This window comes from Metabacillus schmidteae, from assembly GCF_903166545.1.
GTDB classification, from domain to species: domain Bacteria; phylum Bacillota; class Bacilli; order Bacillales; family Bacillaceae; genus Metabacillus; species Metabacillus schmidteae.
Genome location: NZ_CAESCH010000001.1, coordinates 3,269,373 through 3,289,788 on the forward strand (window position 1 = coordinate 3,269,373; position 20,416 = coordinate 3,289,788).

Annotated in this window: 19 protein-coding genes and 1 riboswitch; of the genes, 4 read left to right on the forward strand and 15 right to left on the reverse strand. The window is 36.2% G+C overall.

All coding sequences use genetic code 11. The features are described from left to right. Positions 1–7 precede the first annotated feature (7 nt). The 4 genes from HWV59_RS15780 to HWV59_RS15795 all read right to left on the reverse strand — a co-directional run bounded on the left by HWV59_RS15780 (position 8) and on the right by HWV59_RS15795 (position 7,464). Positions 8–1,183, reverse strand: coding sequence for a serine hydrolase domain-containing protein (locus HWV59_RS15780; protein ID WP_175640089.1), 1,176 nt, complete (start codon positions 1,181–1,183; stop codon positions 8–10). Positions 1,184–1,267: 84 nt separating this feature from the next. Next, on the reverse strand, positions 1,268–3,202 hold the full coding sequence (fbp, locus tag HWV59_RS15785) for a fructose-1,6-bisphosphatase (protein ID WP_175639444.1): 1,935 nt from the start codon (positions 3,200–3,202) through the stop codon (positions 1,268–1,270). Between the two features lie 432 nt (positions 3,203–3,634). Beyond that, on the reverse strand, positions 3,635–5,464 hold the full coding sequence (locus tag HWV59_RS15790) for a coiled-coil domain-containing protein (protein ID WP_102232660.1): 1,830 nt from the start codon (positions 5,462–5,464) through the stop codon (positions 3,635–3,637). After that, positions 5,464–7,464, reverse strand: a complete 2,001-nt coding sequence (locus HWV59_RS15795) for an efflux RND transporter permease subunit (RefSeq protein ID WP_175639445.1) — start codon at positions 7,462–7,464, stop codon at positions 5,464–5,466. The genes HWV59_RS15790 and HWV59_RS15795 overlap by 1 nt, the downstream gene beginning before the upstream one ends. A gap of 206 nt (positions 7,465–7,670) precedes the next feature. Here HWV59_RS15795 and HWV59_RS15800 point away from each other — a divergent pair, with 206 nt between their 5' ends. Further along, positions 7,671–8,261, forward strand: coding sequence for a TetR/AcrR family transcriptional regulator (locus HWV59_RS15800; RefSeq protein WP_175639446.1), 591 nt, complete (start codon positions 7,671–7,673; stop codon positions 8,259–8,261). A 216-nt stretch (positions 8,262–8,477) separates the two neighbouring features. After that, positions 8,478–8,624 (forward strand): hypothetical protein, encoded by a 147-nt coding sequence (locus HWV59_RS15805; protein ID WP_175639447.1) that lies wholly within the window; start codon positions 8,478–8,480, stop codon positions 8,622–8,624. A gap of 57 nt (positions 8,625–8,681) precedes the next feature. Here HWV59_RS15805 and HWV59_RS15810 read toward each other — a convergent pair whose 3' ends face one another. Beyond that, positions 8,682–9,785, reverse strand: a complete 1,104-nt coding sequence (locus tag HWV59_RS15810) for a 5-methyltetrahydropteroyltriglutamate--homocysteine S-methyltransferase (RefSeq protein ID WP_175639448.1) — start codon at positions 9,783–9,785, stop codon at positions 8,682–8,684. 157 nt (positions 9,786–9,942) lie between these two features. Then, positions 9,943–10,045, reverse strand: a riboswitch (SAM riboswitch). A gap of 213 nt (positions 10,046–10,258) precedes the next feature. On the opposite strand from HWV59_RS15810, the gene HWV59_RS15815 reads away from it, so the two are divergent. After that, entirely contained in the window at positions 10,259–10,564 is a 306-nt protein-coding gene (locus HWV59_RS15815; RefSeq protein ID WP_235991756.1) for a YuzF family protein, read from the forward strand. Between the two features lie 386 nt (positions 10,565–10,950). On the opposite strand, the gene gnd is transcribed toward HWV59_RS15815, so the two are convergent. The 8 genes from gnd to HWV59_RS15855 all read right to left on the reverse strand — a co-directional run bounded on the left by gnd (position 10,951) and on the right by HWV59_RS15855 (position 18,187). Beyond that, positions 10,951–11,844: a phosphogluconate dehydrogenase (NAD(+)-dependent, decarboxylating) gene (gene gnd, locus HWV59_RS15820; protein ID WP_102228850.1), complete on the reverse strand. Its 894-nt coding sequence runs from the start codon at positions 11,842–11,844 to the stop codon at positions 10,951–10,953. Between the two features lie 34 nt (positions 11,845–11,878). Next, a complete protein-coding gene (gene zwf / locus HWV59_RS15825) occupies positions 11,879–13,390 on the reverse strand; it encodes a glucose-6-phosphate dehydrogenase (RefSeq protein ID WP_102228851.1) in 1,512 nt (503 codons plus the stop codon). A gap of 157 nt (positions 13,391–13,547) precedes the next feature. After that, positions 13,548–14,360, reverse strand: coding sequence for a sulfite exporter TauE/SafE family protein (locus HWV59_RS15830; RefSeq protein WP_102228852.1), 813 nt, complete (start codon positions 14,358–14,360; stop codon positions 13,548–13,550). Between the two features lie 22 nt (positions 14,361–14,382). Beyond that, on the reverse strand, positions 14,383–14,652 hold the full coding sequence (locus HWV59_RS15835; RefSeq protein ID WP_102228853.1) for a hypothetical protein: 270 nt from the start codon (positions 14,650–14,652) through the stop codon (positions 14,383–14,385). A gap of 223 nt (positions 14,653–14,875) precedes the next feature. After that, positions 14,876–15,460 (reverse strand): cupin domain-containing protein, encoded by a 585-nt coding sequence (locus HWV59_RS15840; RefSeq protein ID WP_102228854.1) that lies wholly within the window; start codon positions 15,458–15,460, stop codon positions 14,876–14,878. 82 nt (positions 15,461–15,542) lie between these two features. Further along, positions 15,543–16,415, reverse strand: coding sequence for an AraC family transcriptional regulator (locus tag HWV59_RS15845; protein ID WP_175639449.1), 873 nt, complete (start codon positions 16,413–16,415; stop codon positions 15,543–15,545). 83 nt (positions 16,416–16,498) lie between these two features. Then, positions 16,499–17,542: a flavin-containing monooxygenase gene (locus tag HWV59_RS15850; RefSeq protein WP_102228856.1), complete on the reverse strand. Its 1,044-nt coding sequence runs from the start codon at positions 17,540–17,542 to the stop codon at positions 16,499–16,501. A 117-nt stretch (positions 17,543–17,659) separates the two neighbouring features. Beyond that, positions 17,660–18,187, reverse strand: a complete 528-nt coding sequence (locus HWV59_RS15855; protein WP_102228857.1) for a hypothetical protein — start codon at positions 18,185–18,187, stop codon at positions 17,660–17,662. A gap of 195 nt (positions 18,188–18,382) precedes the next feature. On the opposite strand from HWV59_RS15855, the gene HWV59_RS15860 reads away from it, so the two are divergent. Beyond that, a complete protein-coding gene (locus tag HWV59_RS15860) occupies positions 18,383–18,499 on the forward strand; it encodes a biofilm-forming protein (RefSeq protein ID WP_102228858.1) in 117 nt (38 codons plus the stop codon). Positions 18,500–18,598: 99 nt separating this feature from the next. On the opposite strand, the gene HWV59_RS15865 is transcribed toward HWV59_RS15860, so the two are convergent. Both HWV59_RS15865 and HWV59_RS15870 read right to left on the reverse strand, forming a co-directional pair. Continuing rightward, positions 18,599–19,657 (reverse strand): LLM class flavin-dependent oxidoreductase, encoded by a 1,059-nt coding sequence (locus HWV59_RS15865; protein ID WP_175639450.1) that lies wholly within the window; start codon positions 19,655–19,657, stop codon positions 18,599–18,601. Between the two features lie 154 nt (positions 19,658–19,811). After that, entirely contained in the window at positions 19,812–20,249 is a 438-nt protein-coding gene (locus HWV59_RS15870; protein WP_175639451.1) for an SRPBCC family protein, read from the reverse strand. Positions 20,250–20,416 lie beyond the last annotated feature (167 nt).

Genomic DNA, 20,416 nt, shown 5'->3' on the forward strand with positions numbered 1-20,416 from the left:
CTTAACTTTAATCACACAAAGCACTAAAAACGATATTCCGCAATTTCCTTGTAAGAGATGTTGTACCTGCTTCTTTTTTCTGCATCATAAATAAGAATGTAAGGTCATCCTTTGGACAATTAATGAAATAACAACCAAGCCAACCGTCCCAGCCATATTCACCAAGGCTTCCTAAATTCGCAGCATGAGACGGGTTTGTTAAGACGCGCATGAAGTTACCGTAGCTGTATCCTGATTGCCCCCACGAGTCAAATCCTTTTTGCTGGTCTGCGCTCAACGTAGCTGTTGTTAAAAAGTCGACTGTTTTTTCCCGTAATAGTCGAGTGCCATTTACTCTTCCTTTTTTCATCAGCATATTAGCAAACTTCGCATAATCATCAACAGTTGAGACTAAACCCGCTCCACCAGATTCAAAGGCGGGATTTCGATCCATTTGATGAATGATCCCTAAGTGGTTGCCGGTGTATTGCTCTAAAATTCTATCTTCTGAATTTGTATACGTTTTCACAAGACGGCATCGTTTTTCTTCAGGGAGCCAAAACCCTGTATCTTTCATTTGAAGTGGTTCAAACAACTCTTTATTTAAAAATTCTCCAAACCTCTGACCACTCACAACCTCAATGACAGCACCAAGCACATCTGATGAAGTTCCATATTGCCACGATGTACCGGGTTGGAAAGCAAGTGGGACTTTACCCAGTTTGTTCATAGCTTCTACGGTCCCGAGTGGTGAATCTCCTAAAAGCCTTCGATCCACTTCTTCAAACACAGCCGTTGTGCCCTGTCCTGCTTTATCATCTCCACCATACACTAACCCTGAAGTCATGGAAAGTAAATCATGCAATGTAACATCCCGATCAACAGGAACTAAGCTTCCTTTCTTTTCGACCATTTGGTGCTGAAATCCATTTAAAAATTGACTGACCGGCTCATTTAACTCGATTTCTCCACGCTCTACTAGAATCATTGCTGCAGCAGCAGTGACCGGCTTAGTCATCGAATATAAACGAAAAATAGAATCTCTTTGAATGGGAAGCCCCGCCTCAATATCAGCAAGACCATCTTCATGATAAAAGATTTCTTCTCCTTTTTTTAACACAAGCATGTTCGCACCGGCAAGGTCTTGATTTTCAATGCTTTTTCTAACAACTTTTTTTAGTTGACTTATTGCGTTATGGTCCATCAATTCGATCTACTCCTCTATGAAATTTATCACTTCAAACTAGTAGGGAAGAGATAAGTTCCCTTCCCTTAGATTCATCGTATATTATTTCATATATCGATATTCCATCAAACTATTTAAAATTGAGATCTCCTGTAATAATTCCTCTCCAACATTTGTCTCCAACACTTTTTTCCTCTCTAATTCTTTATCTACGATTCTCTTAACGGATAATACGTCTGTTCCATTTAATAGGACATCGTCTTTGGAATTAAAGTGTTTATGTGCGACAAGCTGCATACCGTAGGAATTATATAACAAGGTGTATCCGGCAATCCCTGTTGTTGATTGATATGCTTTTGAAAACCCGCCATCAATTACAATCATTTTCCCGTTTGCTTTGATCGGATTTTCTCCTTCAATTTCTTTTACAGGTGTATGGCCATTTATGATATGTCCATGATCAGGATTTAGATTAAACTCTAATAAGATTTTTTGACAGATTTCTTCGTTTTCACGTAAATGGTAATACGGATTTTTCTTCTCTTTATGTGTTGCTTTATCCTTTATGAAATAGCGTTCAAATGTTGTCATCGCTCTTTTTCCAAAGAGTGAGGAATATTCACCTGTCCATAAATACCACACCATATCTGTTGCAAGGTCATCTGTTTTTTCAGGATGTGCAAAGGAGAGACGTAAATGACGCTCAAACACATCGAGTAATTCACGTCCTGCATATGTTTTTCCTTCAATGACCATTCCTTCCATATTTCCTTCATCATCTAATGGAATACAGCCATGTATCAGCAGATTACCATTATATTTTAAATATAGATTTCCTTTTTTCATTAGAAAATTCATGTGACGTGCAAGCTTTTCCGAATGCTGTACTGAAAATAAAAGCTTGTCTATTACTTGCTTCTCTTCTTCTAATAATTGGTCCGGCTGTTCAGGATTTACAGTAGCAAAGCACGTATTTTCTAAAGGATATTTTTTTCCTCCGATGGTTATTTCGTTATTTTCATAATCGATTTTTTCAAGTAAAAGTCGCTCAGACATATTGAATGTCGGACGTCTTTTAATGATCGGACTTTCGAGCTTGAACTGAATCATGGCGATTGCTTGATGAATTTTTGTTATTTGCAGTTTTTCTTCATCAGAAACGTTATCATCAGGCTGAATTTTCGGTCTGAATGCAGGATTATCTTTATAATATTTATTTGCCAGGTTCATAAGTGGTCGGAGATTTATTCCATATACATCTTCGATAATATCTAAATTGTTATAGCGCGCACAAATACGAATAATGTTAGCAAGACAAACCTTTGAACCGGCAAATGCACCGATCCACAGCACATCATGATTCCCCCACTGAATATCAACCGAGTGATAATTAATCAAAGCTTCCATAATTTTATCCGGCTCCGGTCCACGATCATAAATATCCCCTACAACATGAAGATGATCAACTACCAAACGTTGTGTCGTATAGGCTAGTCCAATAATAAGCTTATCAGCTTGGCCGAGAGTTATAATTTGCTGAACAATGCTTGTATAATATGGTTCTTTAAAATTAGTAAACTCATCTGTTTTGTATAAAAGTTCTTCAATAATATAGACAAATTGACTAGGCAGAGCCTTACGTAACTTTGATCTGGTATATTTAGAAGAAGCATAGGAAATGAGCTTAATCATTCTCTCAATGATAACGGTGTACCACTGGAATAATTCTTCTTCATTGCTAAAATGATTTTTCATTAGCTTGATTTTATCTTCAGGGTAATACACTAAAGTCGCAAACTCTTTGATTTCTTTTTCAGTTAACACTTTTTTGTAAATATCTTCTATTTTCTCCCTTACCTTCCCAGATCCATTACGTAATACATGCTGAAACGCTTGAAACTCTCCATGTAAATCACTAACAAAATGCTCTGTTCCTTTTGGCAAATTCAAGATCGCCTCAAGATTAATAATCTCAGTAACGACCTTTTCCTCACAATCATACTTTTGCGCTAATAAATCCAAGTGTTTAGTGTGCAAATTTTGTATCCCCTTTCACTACTCTCTCTTTATTATACAATGACTTGATAGAGATGAAATACTAATATTATTAGAGAAAACTATTTTTATTATTAAAATGAAAATGATCTTTTTATTATCTTTATTTACAAGAGGTGGGTCGGAGGGACAGGTCCCTTGTCCCACATTTATCCATAAATTATTATACAAGATTATGAAAATTTGGATTATTTATATTCTAGATGTCATTATGAAAACGGTCAAGAGGTCAGGGGATTTACTCCTTGGTCAAAGTTAGAAATGGTCAGGTCTTCGCCAAATCCTAATGGTGATAGCCTTCGTTATATTTAAGCTATAAGCCAGAAAATTCATATACTTTCTGATAGTATAAAAAAAGGGCCAGTGGTCCAGTTTACCTGTCCCTCTGACCCAACCCACTCTTACCCAGTATTTTTATGAGAAGAGATCTTTTAGTCGTGCCCAGAATCCTTTTTCTTTTTCTTTTGGTTTTTGCGTTTCTTGTTTTTCTTCTTTTTTGATGCTTTCTGTTTTGATGACGAATTGGACGGAGTTTACTTGTTCATTTTTAGGTGATACAAAGGATACTGCTTCGAAATCAGATTTGTCATAGTCGTCGATCATTTCATTTACTTCTTGTTTCATTTGATCAGGTAAATCACTAGTTGATTCATAAAGTTCCTCTGTTCCGTCATGAAGCTTACTTACTCCATTTTCCAGTTCACCTGTTCCATTTGAAAGCTCTTCGATACCTGTGTGTAACTTAGCATAGGAGTCTGACAATTGACCTACTCCGCCTGAATATTCTACTAAGCCTGAGTGAAAGGCGCCATAATTAGAAGAAAGTTTATTTATTCCGTCCTGCAGTTGCGCAATTGAGTCAGCAACGTCCATCTGCTCGAGTGAGGATGCAATTCCGTTTTTCATCGTTTCAAGATTGTTCGCCATCTCTATTAAAGCACCGTTCACCTGGTTTAGTGTTGCACTTACTCCATCAAATGCTCCCTTTACAGCCGAATAGGTTCCCTTTGCTGTGCGTGCCGCAGCATATGTTTCAAGTAATTGATTCAAGACTTCTTGATCTGCCCCGCTACTATATAACGCTTTCGTTTCTTCTTCTGTAATCTCGTATTCAGGAATAGCTTCCATTGCTTTTTTTAGCTCATTGTATGCCTTGGCATAATTTTCATTAAATGTAGTCAAGCCTTTACCTATTTCTCTTAGTCCACCCGCAATTTGGCCGAGTCCATCTTCCAATTTTTTAAAATCACCGAGACCCATTTCCTCTGAGCTACTGCTAAGAGAGGTATTCAATGTTTCGAGTGCTTGTTGAATATTTTTGGAGGCACTGATCAGTTCTTTAGAAGAGCCATCTATTTTCGACATTCCTTCTTTAAATGCTTGTGATCCTTTCTTCAGTTCGTAGACTCCATTATTTAGTTCAGATACTCCATCATTTAAATCGCCAACACCATTGTTAATGTCACGAATCGCATTTGTTAATAACTCCATATCACCTGTCATATCATCAATGTTTGGTGCATCGATTGGCATGGAAGATGGAATAGCTGTGATATCGATGCCATCTAATTCGAAACCTAGAGCATCAGCTTCAACTGTTAGTTCTTCCTCTTTTTCAGGCATGACTGTGAAGGTCACTTGTTTGTTTTTCCCAGCATTAGCCAGCATCCCGTCTGGTGCTTTTATATTGCTATATAATTCTGTATTAAGTGAAAGAGATATTTGTAATAAGTAGTTTTCAAAAAATAGCGGATCTACTTGTTCATTGGCAGAAGTATTAATCACAATTTGCACATGGCCTTTTTGTCCAGCCAATTCATCAGGGTTGATTTGTTTTCCATTTAATAGATAGGAAATAGATATATTCCAAGGCAATGGTTCTTCCTTCATATTGCCTTGATAATAAAATTTCCCCTTTGAATCGGCTGTAAATTCGACTGTATGATTCTTTTGTTCCAGCTGTGTTAAGTCTGTTAAGTTTTTTAAGCTGGTATACGGCCCATAATCAATAATTTCACCGGGCTTTTCTATATCTAAGATGTTGACAACATACGCCTCCTGTCTTTCTCCAGTGGCACTAAGTTTTGCATAGACAACCTCATCTTTAGATGAAACTTCTCCTATTTGTTGAGAAGACTCAGCATTTGAGTTGCTGTCATTTGTAGCAGCCGTAACTTGTATAGAAGGTATGACGATAATCGTTGTTGTCAAGACAAGTAGTATTTTACTTATGCTTTTTTTCATCATTTCTTCTCCTTATAAAAGTTTGCTTTTAACGTTGTTTTTGCAATCAGCTTATCAAAAACCAAAAACATTGCCGGCAGGAAGAAAACGACCATAATAAAGGCAAGCATTGCCCCTCTTCCAAGCAATAACCCGATTGAAGAAACAATTGGATTTGTGGATGTAATCCATAAGATAAACCCTACGCTCGATAAAATAGCTCCGGAAATTCCAATAGAGAAAATCTTCTCATCTAATGTTTTCTTCATCGCTTCGAGTGCCGTCATGTCCTGTCGATATTCTTTATAAGCATCTGTTAAAAGAATCGCATAATCAACTGTCGCCGCAAGCTGAATAATACTGATCAACAGGTATCCCACATAAACTAATGAAGAATCTGTAAAATATGGAACCGAGAGATTAATCCATACCGCTGTCTGAATCGTCAAAAGCAGGACGATTGGAATGGAGATCGATTTAAATGTAACGATCAGGACAAACGCAATCGTAATAATGGTCAAAAGATTCACCAACGTATTATCCTTTTGAACGGTATTTTTTATATCATATAATGTGACGCTTTCACCAACTGAATAGACATGATCATAATATTTTTCTGCGCTGCTATGGACTTGATCAATTAATTTAAACGCCTCTTCTCCCTCGGTTTTCGTATCTGTTTGAAGAATTAATCGACTATAATTTTCTGAGTAAAATTGCTCTGTTACAGAAGGATCCAAATACTCAGGTGGAATCGCCGAACTAACAGTGTTTACATAAGCAAGTACGCTGGACACATTCTCAATATTTTCTAATTCTTGAACTAACTCTTCTTCTTTCGCAATATCTCCTTTTGGTACCAGCAATACGAGTGGTGTGCTTTCACCAAAATGCTCTTTAATTTTGACTATATCGCTGCCAGCTCTTGTTTCTTCTGGTTGATCACCGATTCCATAGATAAAATTTGTCTGACTTTGTGCCAAAAATGCCGGTACAACTAATAAAAAAACAATAAGTAAGCTGGGAATTTTCATTTTCATTACTGCATTACCTTTGTTCTTTATATAAGGAAGTAATGGTTTATGCTGCGTTTTATCAATCCATTTATAAAACACTAGCGTAAGTGCCGGTAAAAAGACCATTACACTAATGAAACTTAATAAAATACCTTTTACTAAGTTAATCCCTAAATCTGAACCAATTTCAAAGTTCATAAACGAGAGTGCAATAAACCCAAAAAAGGTTGTTGACGCACTTGCCGTGATCGCAGAGAACGATTTTTTCATGGCAAGCTGCATAGCTTCTTGTGGATCAGCTATTTTCTTCCGATAATCTGAAAAACTATGTAGAAGGAAAATCGCATAATCAAGTGATACCGCCAGCTGTAAGATTGGAGCAACAGATTGAGTCACAAAGGATACTTCGCCGAGAAACATATTTGTACCCATATTTATTAAGATTGACACACCTATAGCTGTTAAAAATAACACCGGCTCTACCCAGGATGTTGTTGAAACAACTAAAATGATAATAATAATAGGAACTAACAAAGCAGCTGCATACATAGATTCCGTTCCAGCCATTTTTTGTTGTGTGGCCGTATTCAGAGATTCCCCTGCCATCGCATTTTCCTCACCAATAAGCTTATAGATTTCATCTGTTATGGCAACTTCATCTCCATCGCGAATACTAAACGAAAATAATGCTTTTCCATCCTTATAATAGGTTTCAACAGTCTCTTCATCTGCCATTTCGAGTGGAGCTTTTATATCGATCGCATCATCTAACCACGTAACATCTGACACACCATCAATCACAGCTAATTCCTTTTTAAAAGCAAGAGCTTCCTGAATGGTCACATCATTAACCATAACTCGGTTCGACGGAACACCCCCCTCAAACTCCTGCTCCATGATGTCCAATGCTTTTGTTGACTGTGCATCATCCGGCAAGTAATCTGTCATATCATAGTTTACTGATACTGTTAATGATGCCAAGGAACAGATGATGGTAAGGATCATAAATGTAATGACGACTGCTTTTTTATGTTTAATAATTCGTGCTGCACTATTTATAAGTTTTCACCCTCTCTTGCCTTTTTTTCATGTTCACCCTATCATTATATTGACACGGTGTTGGCTATTCAACAATCAGTTATTTAACATCCGTTAGTTGAACAACATATTTACAATATATGTTGGATAATGCATATGAAAAGGTGATTTTTATGTCTAGTTCAAAACTGGATCGACGTAAAAAATATACGCAAATGGTATTAAAGGATAGTCTTATGCAACTATTAAAGGAAAAACAGATTTCCTCTATTACAGTTAAAGAAATATGTGAATGGGCTGATATTAATCGATCTACATTCTATTCTCATTTCACAGATCAGTTTGATCTTCTTGACAAAATAGAAAATGAGTTGATTGATGATATGGCTGGGTATTTACATCAGTGTAACTTTGAAAATGATCAAGACGATCTCCAGATGATTGAGAAATTATTGGAATACTTCGCATCAAAGCACGAGGTGTGTCAGACACTTCTTAATGAAAAAGTAGACACGACATTTCAAAACAAATTTGCACAGGATATCTTTATGAAAAACTGGAAAGCTGATAAACAACTAAGTAAGGAAATGTCTATGTATTTAAGTATTTTTACTATTAGCGGGAGTATCTATACGATTAAATCATGGCTAAATCAAGGTATGGATAAATCCCCAAAAGAAATGGCAGAAATCATTAATCATGTAATAAAAAATGGATTAAATGGAATGAAGGGACATGGGGACAGGTCAATTGTCCCAAAGTAAAAAAAAGGGACAGTGAACCTGTCCCCTTGACCCATAAAACTACATCTCTATGTATAAATAACAATTCTATATTAGTTTTCGCAAAATCATATCAAATTGATATTTGTTTTATCTAAGTTTGAGATATATAATAAAGACAAGAAGTTAAGGAAAGCGATTACAACATTATAACAACAAAAGATTAAGTCTTGGTTTATACATAAGGAGGATTTTAAAATGAGCAAAGTAGCCAGAGATTATAAAGTGAATAAATTATTAGATAAACAAAAATTTAGTGAAAAACAAGTGTCCGAAATGTCAGATGCACAAATTGAATACTATCACTGGCTCTATTTTGAAGATTCTGTTTACGATTATATGTAATGATTAGTTTAATAGATGAATAAAAGCGAACATCAATTGATGTTCGCTTTTATTATGTTATCCCCAAATCTCTTTCGAAATATCAACGATATACTTTAACTTCTCCCATTGTTCTTCTTCTGTTAGGATATTTCCATGATGAGTTGAAGCAAAGCCACATTGTGGACTAATACAAATTTGCTCAAGTGGTACATATTTTGTTGCTTCTTCCACACGTGCCTTAATGTTTTCTTTATCTTCCAGCTTGCCATGCTTTGATGTGAATACCCCAAGAACGACTTGTGGTCCTCCATTTGGAATGTATTCTAACGGTGCAAAATCTCCAGAACGATCATCATCATATTCTAAGAAAAATCCGTTTACTTTTTCTTTTGCAAATAATGTTGGCGCGATTTTAGCATAGCTGCCTTCAAATGCCCATGTTGAACGGTAATTACCACGGCAAAGATGTGTTGTAATAATAAGATCTTCCGGTTTATCCTCTAATACACCATTTGCCACTCGTAAGGCTAAGTCGATTAACTGTTCACGAGAATAGCCACTATCATTAAACGGAATTTCCGGTGCGTTCAGTCCTGCAATGTATACATCATCAAGCTGCAGGTACCGACAACCAGCATCATAAAAAGCTTTAATAGCATCACGGTATGTTTGGATAACATCATTTGTATATTCTTCAAGGTCTGGATAAATGTCTAAATTGCGAATTCCTGCATTGAATAATTGGTTAGGACTAGGAATTGTTTGTTTTGCAACCGCACGATCACCAACGATTTCTTTAAATTCAATAAATTCTTTTACGTGTGGATGATCCGGATTAAATGAGATTTTTCCAGTTACTCGTACATCGTATCTTTCTGTTTCTTCACCATTGAATTTAAACCCATGACCTGGCACATATCCTTCTACACCATTTAAATGCTCTAAAAAGTCTGTATGCCAAAATCTGCGGCGGAATTCTCCATCTGTTACAGCTTGCAGGCCAACTTCAATTTGCTTGTCTACAACTTTTTTTATTTCTTCTGTTTCAATATCATGTAATTGTTGAGCTGTAATTGTTCCTGCCTGAAAATCTTTTCTAGCGTTATGAATTCGTTCCGGTCTTAATAAACTTCCCACGTGATCTGCTCTAAATGGTGCTTTTACTAATGTTTTTGTCATGTAGAACTCTCCCTTATTAAAAAATTTACCTACAGTATAGAATTTCTATGTATATCGATAAACAAATCGAATTAACTGTAGTACTTAATACCTTAAAACTAAAAAACCCTCTTCATAAATAAGAAGAGGGGTTCGTTAGCATAGTTATACCTTGCTCCTCTTATCTCTATAGCATCATGCTACTGGAGTTGGCACAGTACTTATTAAAGTCCGCTGCCGAGGTATCATAGGGCCAGTCCCTCCACCTCTCTTGATAAGAAAATATCAAAATATTAAGTTAATACAATTAATATACTCTTTCCTTAAGTAAGATGTCAAACATTAATTGTAAAATTTTCTAGTTTATAAACTATTAAGTAACAGTATATTTATCCTTAATAGAATTTTTGGAATTGGGTGAATACCCATAGCAATACCCAAACCATTGAATATGTTGTGATTGTGGGAAAAACAGATGATGGAGGTAATAATAAATGAATAACATGTATCACACTATGACTCAGCCAATGCATATGGACAATATGAATATGATGCAGCAGCCTATGCACATGGAAAATATGATGCAGCCCAAGCAAGTGATGGTAGTAGAACCATACGTGTATGCTGCAACAAGTACATTAGTTGGAAAGCGGGCAGTACTTGAAACAACAAGAGGAAGAGTAGCTGGACTTGTTATGGATGTAAAACCAGATCATGTTGTTCTTCAAGAACGTGAATCTACTTTTTTTGTTCGCTTATGTGAAGTTGTTTGGATTATGCCTGACACTTCTCAAAAATGACCTTACAGAGAATAAGACTTTATTTCTCATTAGAGAGGTAAAGTTTTTTTACATAAGCTTTCTTTTAGTTTAACCAAAACATATTCGTATAAAATATAATAGAAATGAGAACATTAATTTTATAAATTGGAGTGAAGCAGATGACAAAATCAAAAGCAAAAAAGCAAAGAGAAAAATTATTGCGGGAAGGTAAAAGAGATCCAGTATTAAATCGAGGAACATATGCATTAGCCGATATGAACACTAGAGTGACGAAAACAAAACATGAAAAAGTAAATCAAGTAAAACATAAAAAGCGTCTATCTGACCAGGATGATCATGGGACAGATGGACGCTTTTTTACATGCCAATTGAATTGGCAGAAATGCCTTGGCATAGCGACTACTTTATTTCTTTTCCACCGCATGTCCACCGAACTCATTTCGCAATGCAGCAACAACTTTACCTGTAAAGGTATCTGTTTCCAGCGATCGGTATCTCATCATTAATGAAAGTGCAATAACAGGAGTTGCTGCTTGGAGATCTAACGCTTCTTCAACCGTCCATTTCCCTTCACCAGATGAGTGCATAATTCCCTTAATATCATGTAGTTTGGCATCTTTGGCAAATGCATTCTCTGTAAGTTCCATTAACCATGACCGAATGACAGAACCATTACTCCAAACTCTTGCTACTCGTTCATAATCATAATCGAATTGGCTTTTTTCTAGAACCTCGAATCCTTCTCCGATAGCTGCCATCATTCCATACTCAATCCCATTATGAACCATTTTTAAGAAGTGGCCACTTCCTGATTTCCCTGTATATAAATAGCCTTTTTCAACTGCCGTGTCCCGGAAGATTGGTTCAACGACCTCCCATGCCTCCTGGTCGCCTCCAATCATATAATTTGCGCCATTGCGAGCACCTTCCATCCCGCCTGATGTTCCAACATCAAGGTAGCTTACCCCCACTTCCTTAAACTCATCATATCTTCGCATTGACTCACTATAATGAGAATTACCTGCTTCAATGACGATATCACCACTAGATAGCAGTGGCTTAACATCCTGTATCACTTGATCAACGACTTTATGTGGCACCATGATCCACACAATTCTTGGACTTTCAAGAGACTGTACCAGTTCCTTTAAATCCGAGGTTCCTCGAGCACCATATTGTTTTATCTCATCTACTGTTTTTTCATTAATATCAAACGCAACCACTTCATGTTGGTGATCGATGAGATTTTTACTAATATTTAACCCCATTTTACCTAATCCAATTAAGCCTACTTTCATTACTACCACTCCTTTAATTAGTCCGACTCAACGGTTACTTGTTGTTGTTCAGCTTTTGAGATCTATTTTCAGTTTGAATATCATTTTCAATTGTGTTGTCAATTGACCACCATGCAAATCCATCTTCTTCAAGTAGTTTGTGTGCAGCAGTTGGACCATATGATCCAGATGGATACTCATGAAGCGGGACAAGATTTTCCTTAAATGCATCAAGAATTGGTTGAACAAGTTGCCAAGATAATTCTACTTCCTTCCAGTGAGCAAAATAAGTAGCATCACCCTCTAATGCATCTACCAATATAATTTCATAAGCCTCGGGAATGTCACTCTGTTCAGGTGTAAAGTCAACATGGATCGGTTCAATCTTCCCTTCTTTCAAAGGGTTACGACTATTTAGTTGGAATGACACTTCTGTATCAGGGTTAATTCCGATTTCCAATAGATTTGGCTCCGTTTTTCCATCGTATTTCGGTAATAGATTTTTAAATTCAATCACAATCCGAGTGGATTTTTCTCTCATTCGCTTTCCTGTTCGAATATAAAATGGGACACCCTTCCATAACGGATCATCAATCCAAAGGCGTGCAGCGATGAATGTATCAGTCATAGAAGATGGATCAATATTTGGTTCATCCTTATATCCAATTACTTGCTGACTATTTATTTCTCCAGAACCATATTGACCTCTAACAACGTCTTTAGAAACGTCTTCCTTTTTCAATGGACGAACAGCTTCCATTATCTTTCTCTTTTCTTGTTGTACCGTATTTGCAGAAAAGCTTTTAGGAAAATGCATACTAACCATCATCAGCAACTGCATCATATGGTTTTGAACCATATCACGAATCGCCCCTGCCTTGTCATAATAGGAAGCCCGCTTCTCAACTCCTACTGTTTCACTTGCAGTAATTTGGACATTCGCGATATGTTCATTGTTCCATAAACTTTGAAGGACAGGATTTGCAAATTCCAATGTTTCCAGGTTCTGAACCATTGGCTTGCCTAAATAATGATCAATTCTGTAAATTTCTTCTTCATCAAAAACACTAGAAAGTTTTTCATTCAATTCACGTGCTGACGTGACATCATGCCCAAATGGTTTCTCAATGAGGAGACGCTTCCAGCCTTTTGTTTGAACTAAATTAGACTCTTGCAGCTTTAAAACAATGATCTCAAAAAACTGTGGAGCTACCGAAAGATAAAACAATCTGTTTCCTGGGATATGTAACTCAATTTCACGAGCTTTTATTAATGATAATAATCTTTCAAATTCTGAACCTTGTGTCACATCGACCTTACAATATCGAATAAGTTGTAAAAAACCACTCATTTTTGGGTCACTTGCTGAATGATCTGAGTATGTTTCAATAGATTGTTGTACATAATTGTGAAATTCCTCATCCGTGTATTCCGTAATACTTGAACCTATGATTGAAAATGAGGCTGGCAGCTTTTGGTGAAGAAACAACTCAAATAAGGCCGGGATGATTTTTCTTTTTGCTAAATCTCCTGTAGCACCAAATAAGACAAAAGTTGAATGATCCATTTTCCGACCTCCATAAGTCATACATCATTTTGATAGAATTGATTACTAAGTAGTCTTTCCGTTCTTTTTTGAATTTATCTACAATGATTGATCAATTCGACAACAAAAAAATCCTTCATGTTTATACATAAAGGATTTAATTCCCATTAATTGATCGTTATAAACCTTGAAAAACTAACCGTATTCCAACCACTACTAACACAAGTCTTAGTATTACAACAACTGTCCCATCTTTTAAACGACCATTAATATAAGCACCAAGTTTTGCGCCAATCCATGCTCCAGGTGCTAATCCCAAGATCCATAACCAGTCAACATTGCCGAGTTGAATATGTGTAATTGAGCCAATAATCGATGACAAAAACACCATAAACATTGATGTTGCTACCGCTATTGAAGCAGGAAATCGGAATAATAGAAGCATCGTCGGGACCATTAAAGAACCTCCACCAATCCCAAATAAACCAGACAAAACCCCAACAATAAATGCAATCACAACTGCTAAAACAGGTTGAAAGTATAATGTATGTTTTATCCCTTGTTTATCTTCAAAGATATGAACAGAGCCTACTTGATTCGTTTTAGGCTTTATGTACTTTTGAACACTTAGGAGGATGGAAATGAAAATAACAAATATACCAAAGCATATATAAAATTGATTCAGTTCAATCTCTTTATTTACAAGAGCTCCAACTAAAGCTCCCGGTCCACTTCCGATAAAAAAGATAATGCCTGCTTTAAAGTAAACTGTTTTTTGCTTCATATACGCAATTGTAGAGGATAAACCTGTCACAATTAATATGAACATCGAGGTCCCCACAGCAAATTGTGGTGTAATGGAAGGCAATAGGTTCGTATATGTACCAATAAATAACAGAGCAGGCACAATAATGATACCTCCCCCTAATCCTACAAGGCTCCCAAGCATACCTCCAACTAAACCTATCATTAATAATAAAACCAACAACATATGTAAATCTCCCATTTATGATTTAAGCTTTTTTCCCTACTATAAAACCCACATAAAAAATAATAAGAGTATAACCGATGATCAGCAAAATCGATGTAGGAATTGACTGAGCATACGATATAAGGGCAGAAAAGATTTTTATTATTTGCGGAAGTAATTGATCTATTGTAGATAGATAATAAACATAAACAATAAATAAGCAAAAAATGATCAAAAAAATCGGGCGGAGTTTTTGCATGAAGCTTATGTCTTTTTTGCTTTTTTGGGTAGGCTTCTTTTTCACCACAGCCATAGTCCTGCACCCCTTTTCTATTATTTTATTTTTCTAGTATGAAGGATTGATATATGTTAAGCAATTTATTTTATGAATGAACTATGAACAAACGCGCAAGCGCCTTTATCACAGTTCAGGAATTTTATAATTTCCTAACGAACACAGCGAAACGACCCTTTAAATAAGGATCGCTTCATTGCTAGAAATTATCATGATAGAGTATTCCGTAAGGTGCTCTATTTTACGGTCTTCTATAGCTTCGGTTTCTTTCCTCTGCCATCGCCTCGGCTTTTGTAGCATGAACAGTCCCAAATGGATGGTGCGGAGGGGCATAGATTGAGTAAAGCTTTAATGGAACATTCCCTGTATTCGTTAAATTGTGCCATGTTCCAGCTGGAATCATGATTGCTGAATCATCATAGACATTGCGTTCAAAGTTTAAATTTTCTTTGCTTTTCCCCATTTGAACAATTCCTTGTCCTTGTTCAATCCGGAGAAACTGATCCTCATTTGGATGGATTTCCAAGCCAATATCCTCGCCGACGTTTATGCTCATTAATGTAACTTGGAGATGTTTACCTGTCCATATAGCAGTTCGAAATGTATTATTTTGCTTTGTTGCCTCATTAATGTTTACGACATAGGGTTTCGTTCCATAGTCTGCAATTGCCACTCTCGGATTTGAAAATCGATATGAATGATTTGAGTTTGATTGTTCTGTTACATCAGGGTATGGCCAATATATTGAGTGCCCTCCATAGTTAGGCACCGGTGCTGGAGCATAGTATGGATATTGATTCTGATGCACATAAGGAACAAAATACATTTACCTCAACTCCTTTCCTAGGTTCTAGGAATATCCTATGCATAGGAAGAGAGAATGGACTTTGAACCTCGTAATTTCTTTTTTATTTTTTTTGAATCGGGATCCATATCTCACTCCTAAATGTTGGTGATGAGTAGTTATTGTTTTCATTCCACAGGATTTCAGGCCCTTCTACTTGTTGATAGCTTGAAGATGGAAACCATTCTGAATAAATGCGCCCCCATGTTTCCTGAAGCTTATTTGGAAATGGTCCAACAGACTCAAACACAGCCCAAGTTAAAGCTGGAACCTCAAGTTGAGAAAAGTTTTCAGGACAATCTCTTGTAGTTGCAACACCAATATAATGATCAAGTTCACCCTTTTCCTCCATCCGCTCTTCTGAGAAATTAGTTGAAGCACTGATGATGCCCTTTGGTTCAATATTTGAAAGTTGTTTTAATTGATGAATCTTTTCAGGTGTGATTGATTTTGTCATGGCAGTGATGTCCGGGTTTTCCCCTTGAAAAACAATGGGAACTCGCCTCATCAATCCTATAATAGTAAATGGTGCTTTTTCTTCAATTCGATAATTCATTTCGCTTCCTCCCTTAATGGTTAACTGGAAGGTCATTGGCGGGAAAGCTTTTAATGATTGACCATTCTGTTTTGCTTCTGATGGTGTTATGCCATGTAATTGCTGAAATGCTCTTGTAAAGGAATCAGCCGAAGAATAACCAAATGTAACGGCGGCATCGATCACTTTCATTTGATTATGTGTAAGTTCAAAAGCTGCAAGGGTTAAGCGCCTCCTGCGGATGTATTCGGATAAAGGAATACCCGCCAGCAGGGAAAACATTTTTTTAAAGTGAAATTCAGAACACAGTGTCCGTCTAGCAACTTCCTTTACGTCAATTTCATCTGTAAGATGATCTTCAATATACATTATGGCATCATTCATATTTTTCAGCGAATCCATTCAGGTGACCTCCCTTTACCAACAAGATAACAAATAATAATTGAAGCGACCCGACTTTTTGAGTTCAATTTTGTAGGGTATGATTAATTTTGGGGACTATTTATTTTCTCAACAATGTACTCTGCATCATATCCTACTCCTTCCAATAATGCAGAACCACGACGATATTGCCATGGGAGACCGATAAGGTATAGCCCTTTTATATTTGTTACACCACGGTTATGTATGACATGTCCTTTATGATTCATAACATGATCTATTTTCAACCAGGAAAAATCAGTTTTAAAACCTGTAGCCCATATGATATTTTGAATTTCCAGTTCAGATGAATCCTCAAAAAATACTTTGTGTTGATTCCCATCTGTTACACGTTTCTTCAATTTAATATTTCCTTGTTTTATCACATCTTTTAATTCAAATCCAAAGATAGGATCCCCTCTTTTTTGAATGAGTTGCCCTAAAAAAGATGTATTCGTCGCTTTTAAGATTCCTAGCTTATCAAACCACCAGAAAATACTCTTTCCCAATAGGAATAAAGGAAAGTAACTTAATTTTTGACTAACAGCTAAAAATGTCTCTCTTTCTTTGGAAATTTCAACAGCAATTTGTGCACCGCTATTTCCACCACCAACGACTAAAACATTTCCATCAACCAATTGTTTTGGATTTCTATAATGTGATGAGTGAAGTTGATTGATACTGCCTGATAATTTCTTTGATAATGGTGGAATAGATGGTATGTGGAAAGGACCTGTTGCAATAACAAGATTTTTTGCTACATATTCACCTTTATTTGTCTCAATAAAAAAATGACCGTCCATTTTTGAAACACTTTCAACTTCTGTTTGAAAATGAATAGGAATGTTGAACTTCTCAGCATAATCCCCCAAGTAATCCACTACTTCACCTTTAGTTGGTAAACTATGTAACTCACCTTGAAATTTCATACCCGGTAAGCCACTATACATTCGAGGAGTAAATAACACTAATGAATCATATCTTTCTTTCCAACTCTCACCAACCTCATGACCTTTATCTAAAAGAATGAAATTTTTGTTAAACTGCTTAAGATAATAACCAACAGCAAGGCCTGCTTGACCTGCTCCTATTATAATTGTGTCGTACAATACAAACACCTCCGTTATATGAAAGAATGCTCATATAAACATTTTACCTGGAAATATTTGTACTTACCACATTTTTTCATTATTTAATTGAAAATAAATAGAACACTCACCAAATACCTAATTTTTTCGAGACTTTGAAAATCCCGTGATAAAAAAACAAGTAAAAAAGGCAACTGCCGTAACAAATCCAGAAAAGAATAAACCAATAAATCTCATAAACGTATCTTCACCAGGATATTGAGGTTCTAATGTTATCATCATAAAGATAGAAACGATTGTTAATATGAGGTAAAAACTACTGCCAACAGCTCCAAGTTTCAATCGGTTTACTTTTGATCCTTCCCATGCTTTGTTGATTACAACCCAAAGATAGATACTAACGATTACCGCTAAAATCATGATGACTAAGTGGATGTATGGAATTAAAAGAAACATGAGTCCATACAATACTCCTCCGGTTAGGAAAAATAAAACAGCATTTAATCCAAATAAACTTAACCCTGCTAACCATTGATTTTGAAACCAATGTCGTTGTCCAAGTTGATTAACCAGTGAATTATTTTTCGCTAAATGTTCTCCTATCCGATTCTTATATATAATCATTATCACAAGTCCAATTAAACCAAAAAATAATAGTGAAATCATTTTTCACATCTCCTCTCTTCATAATAATAGCTTAATATATTTTTTATTGTAATTCAATAAAAAATAACCAACTTTCAATACCTTTTTATTTACCATCGATAGTATATAGAATAAAAATTGATCAGTCCGGTATATTCTTCTTAATAATTATCATAATAATGAGGACAAACATACCATTTAAAAGGCGGTGAACAGATAATGAAAAAAGGTCTCCAAAATTCAAGTCTTGAGCAACAAAGAAATGATCATGAAACAGAATCAGCGTTTAAAAATGAGGGAGCAAAACAAAAGAACAAAGGGGCTAAAAAGTAAAACACTGATAAAAGAGCCAATAGGTTCCTTTTTAAAATTTAACAGAAAAAAAAGCACTCGAGTTACAAAGTGCTTTTTTCATTATTTCTGTATGTCCTTTTATTTCACTCCACCTTGAGCTTCCCATTCAGCAATTTCCTCACGAACTTTCGGTGCAACTTCTTTTCCTAATAATTCAATTGCTCTCATCACATCATCATGAGGCATTGTCCCTACAGGTACATGAAGCAAAAATCTTGTAATTCCAACATTTTTGCGAAGGTGAATAATTTTCTCCGCAACGGTATTTGGATCCCCTACATACAGAGCTCCATTTGAACTGCGTGCAGCATCAAAGCTTGCTCTGGTATAAGGTCCCCATCCACGTTCCTTTCCAAGTTTATTCATCGCTTGTTGTGTGGAAGGGAAAAATTTATCTGCTGCCTTTTCAGTCGTTTCAGCAATAAAGCCGTGAGAATGAGAGGCAATTGTTAGTTTTGAGATATTATGTCCTCCATGTGCGACTGCTTTTTTATATAGTTGGACCAATGGTTCAAATTGAATTGGACTTCCACCGATAATAGCTAACACTAATGGTAGTCCAAGAATACCCGCACGGACAACTGATTCAGAGTTACCCCCGCTGCCTATCCACACGGGAAGCGGATCTTGAACAGGTCTTGGATACACCCCTCTGTTTTGAATCGCCGGCCTGTGACCGCCTCTCCATGTTACTTTCTCAGAATCTCTTATATTTAGTAACAATTCAAGTTTTTCTTCAAATAATTCATCATAATCTTGCAAATCGTAACCAAATAATGGGAAAGATTCAATAAAGGAACCTCTGCCTGCCATAATTTCTGCTCGTCCATTCGATATCCCATCAAGTGTCGCAAAATCCTGAAACACTCGGACTGGATCAGCTGACGAAAGAACTGTTACAGCACTTGTTAATCGAATGTTTTTCGTTTGAGGTGCAGCCGCCGCTAGAATGATTGCTGGATTAGAAGCAGCGTAATCCTCCCGATGGTGCTCGCCAACTCCAAATACATCCAATCCTACTTGATCAGCTAAAATGATTTCCTCTACTACTTCCCGAATTCGCTGAGCATGGCTAATCACTTCACCAGTTTTTACGTCTGGTGTTGTTTCAACAAATGTACTAATCCCTATTTCCATATCTGTTTTACTCCTTTGCTGATAAATAGTATGTATAACAATTAGGTATTTTTAACTATTTTGTATACTTAATCTATTCTAATCTTTTTATTTCATACTTTGAAGTAAAACAACTCATAGGAACACCCTTAAAACTAGTGGATGTCCCTATTAGTTATTTTGTTTCGAGTATAAGCTTTATTTTCTCTAAGTCTTTTTTATTCGCTTTTTTCATCATCGTTGCCATAACTGGTGTAAAGAGTTTTGAAAAGCCGGATGGAATTCCTTTATTCCGTAATGTCATACGTGTCCGCCCCGAATCTATTTCCTCCCAGGTATAAATTGTTTCCATCGGAAATGGCCCGTTTGTAGTTTTCATGACTAATTTTTTTCCTGGTTCATACTCTTCAATTTCGTATACATATGCTAAGTCCCGTCCTAGAAAATTAGCTTTAAATGCAATTTGACTACCTATTGTAAGGGGTTTTGGAGTTTTCCACTCAGCAGAATGAATATTCACATACCATTCAGGAGCATGATCCGGATTTGTTGCATAATCTGAAACGATGGAAATCGGTTGATTAATTTCTATGTCTGTTCGTACGTCTACCATCTTTAGTTCCTCCAGCTTACATCCTATTTTTTATTTTCTACATAATTTTTTAATAATGTTCCTTTTCGACCCATCGGTTATACATTTCCTGAAGGGGAACCGCATTTAAATAATTAAGCTTGAATTTCCCACTCCGTCTTGTAACAATCAAATTCCCTTCCTCTAAA

What these genes read in the sequence shown, in the direction of transcription:
- HWV59_RS15835 (WP_102228853.1), bottom strand. Translation starts at nt 14,652, where the DNA reads ATGGCTGTGGTGAAAAAGAAGCCTACCCAAAAAAGCAAAAAAGACATA.
- HWV59_RS15840 (WP_102228854.1), bottom strand. Translation starts at nt 15,460, where the DNA reads ATGTATTTTGTTCCTTATGTGCATCAGAATCAATATCCATACTATGCT.
- HWV59_RS15800 (WP_175639446.1), top strand. Translation starts at nt 7,671, where the DNA reads ATGTCTAGTTCAAAACTGGATCGACGTAAAAAATATACGCAAATGGTA.
- HWV59_RS15810 (WP_175639448.1), bottom strand. Translation starts at nt 9,785, where the DNA reads ATGACAAAAACATTAGTAAAAGCACCATTTAGAGCAGATCACGTGGGA.
- HWV59_RS15870 (WP_175639451.1), bottom strand. Translation starts at nt 20,249, where the DNA reads ATGGTAGACGTACGAACAGACATAGAAATTAATCAACCGATTTCCATC.
- HWV59_RS15845 (WP_175639449.1), bottom strand. Translation starts at nt 16,415, where the DNA reads ATGGATTCGCTGAAAAATATGAATGATGCCATAATGTATATTGAAGAT.
- HWV59_RS15865 (WP_175639450.1), bottom strand. Translation starts at nt 19,657, where the DNA reads ATGGAAATAGGGATTAGTACATTTGTTGAAACAACACCAGACGTAAAA.
- HWV59_RS15855 (WP_102228857.1), bottom strand. Translation starts at nt 18,187, where the DNA reads ATGATTTCACTATTATTTTTTGGTTTAATTGGACTTGTGATAATGATT.
- zwf (WP_102228851.1), bottom strand. Translation starts at nt 13,390, where the DNA reads ATGGATCATTCAACTTTTGTCTTATTTGGTGCTACAGGAGATTTAGCA.
- HWV59_RS15790 (WP_102232660.1), bottom strand. Translation starts at nt 5,464, where the DNA reads ATGAAAAAAAGCATAAGTAAAATACTACTTGTCTTGACAACAACGATT.
- HWV59_RS15830 (WP_102228852.1), bottom strand. Translation starts at nt 14,360, where the DNA reads ATGTTGTTGGTTTTATTATTAATGATAGGTTTAGTTGGAGGTATGCTT.
- HWV59_RS15805 (WP_175639447.1), top strand. Translation starts at nt 8,478, where the DNA reads ATGAGCAAAGTAGCCAGAGATTATAAAGTGAATAAATTATTAGATAAA.
- HWV59_RS15815 (WP_235991756.1), top strand. Translation starts at nt 10,259, where the DNA reads ATGAATAACATGTATCACACTATGACTCAGCCAATGCATATGGACAAT.
- gnd (WP_102228850.1), bottom strand. Translation starts at nt 11,844, where the DNA reads ATGAAAGTAGGCTTAATTGGATTAGGTAAAATGGGGTTAAATATTAGT.
- HWV59_RS15780 (WP_175640089.1), bottom strand. Translation starts at nt 1,183, where the DNA reads ATGGACCATAACGCAATAAGTCAACTAAAAAAAGTTGTTAGAAAAAGC.
- HWV59_RS15795 (WP_175639445.1), bottom strand. Translation starts at nt 7,464, where the DNA reads ATGATCCTTACCATCATCTGTTCCTTGGCATCATTAACAGTATCAGTA.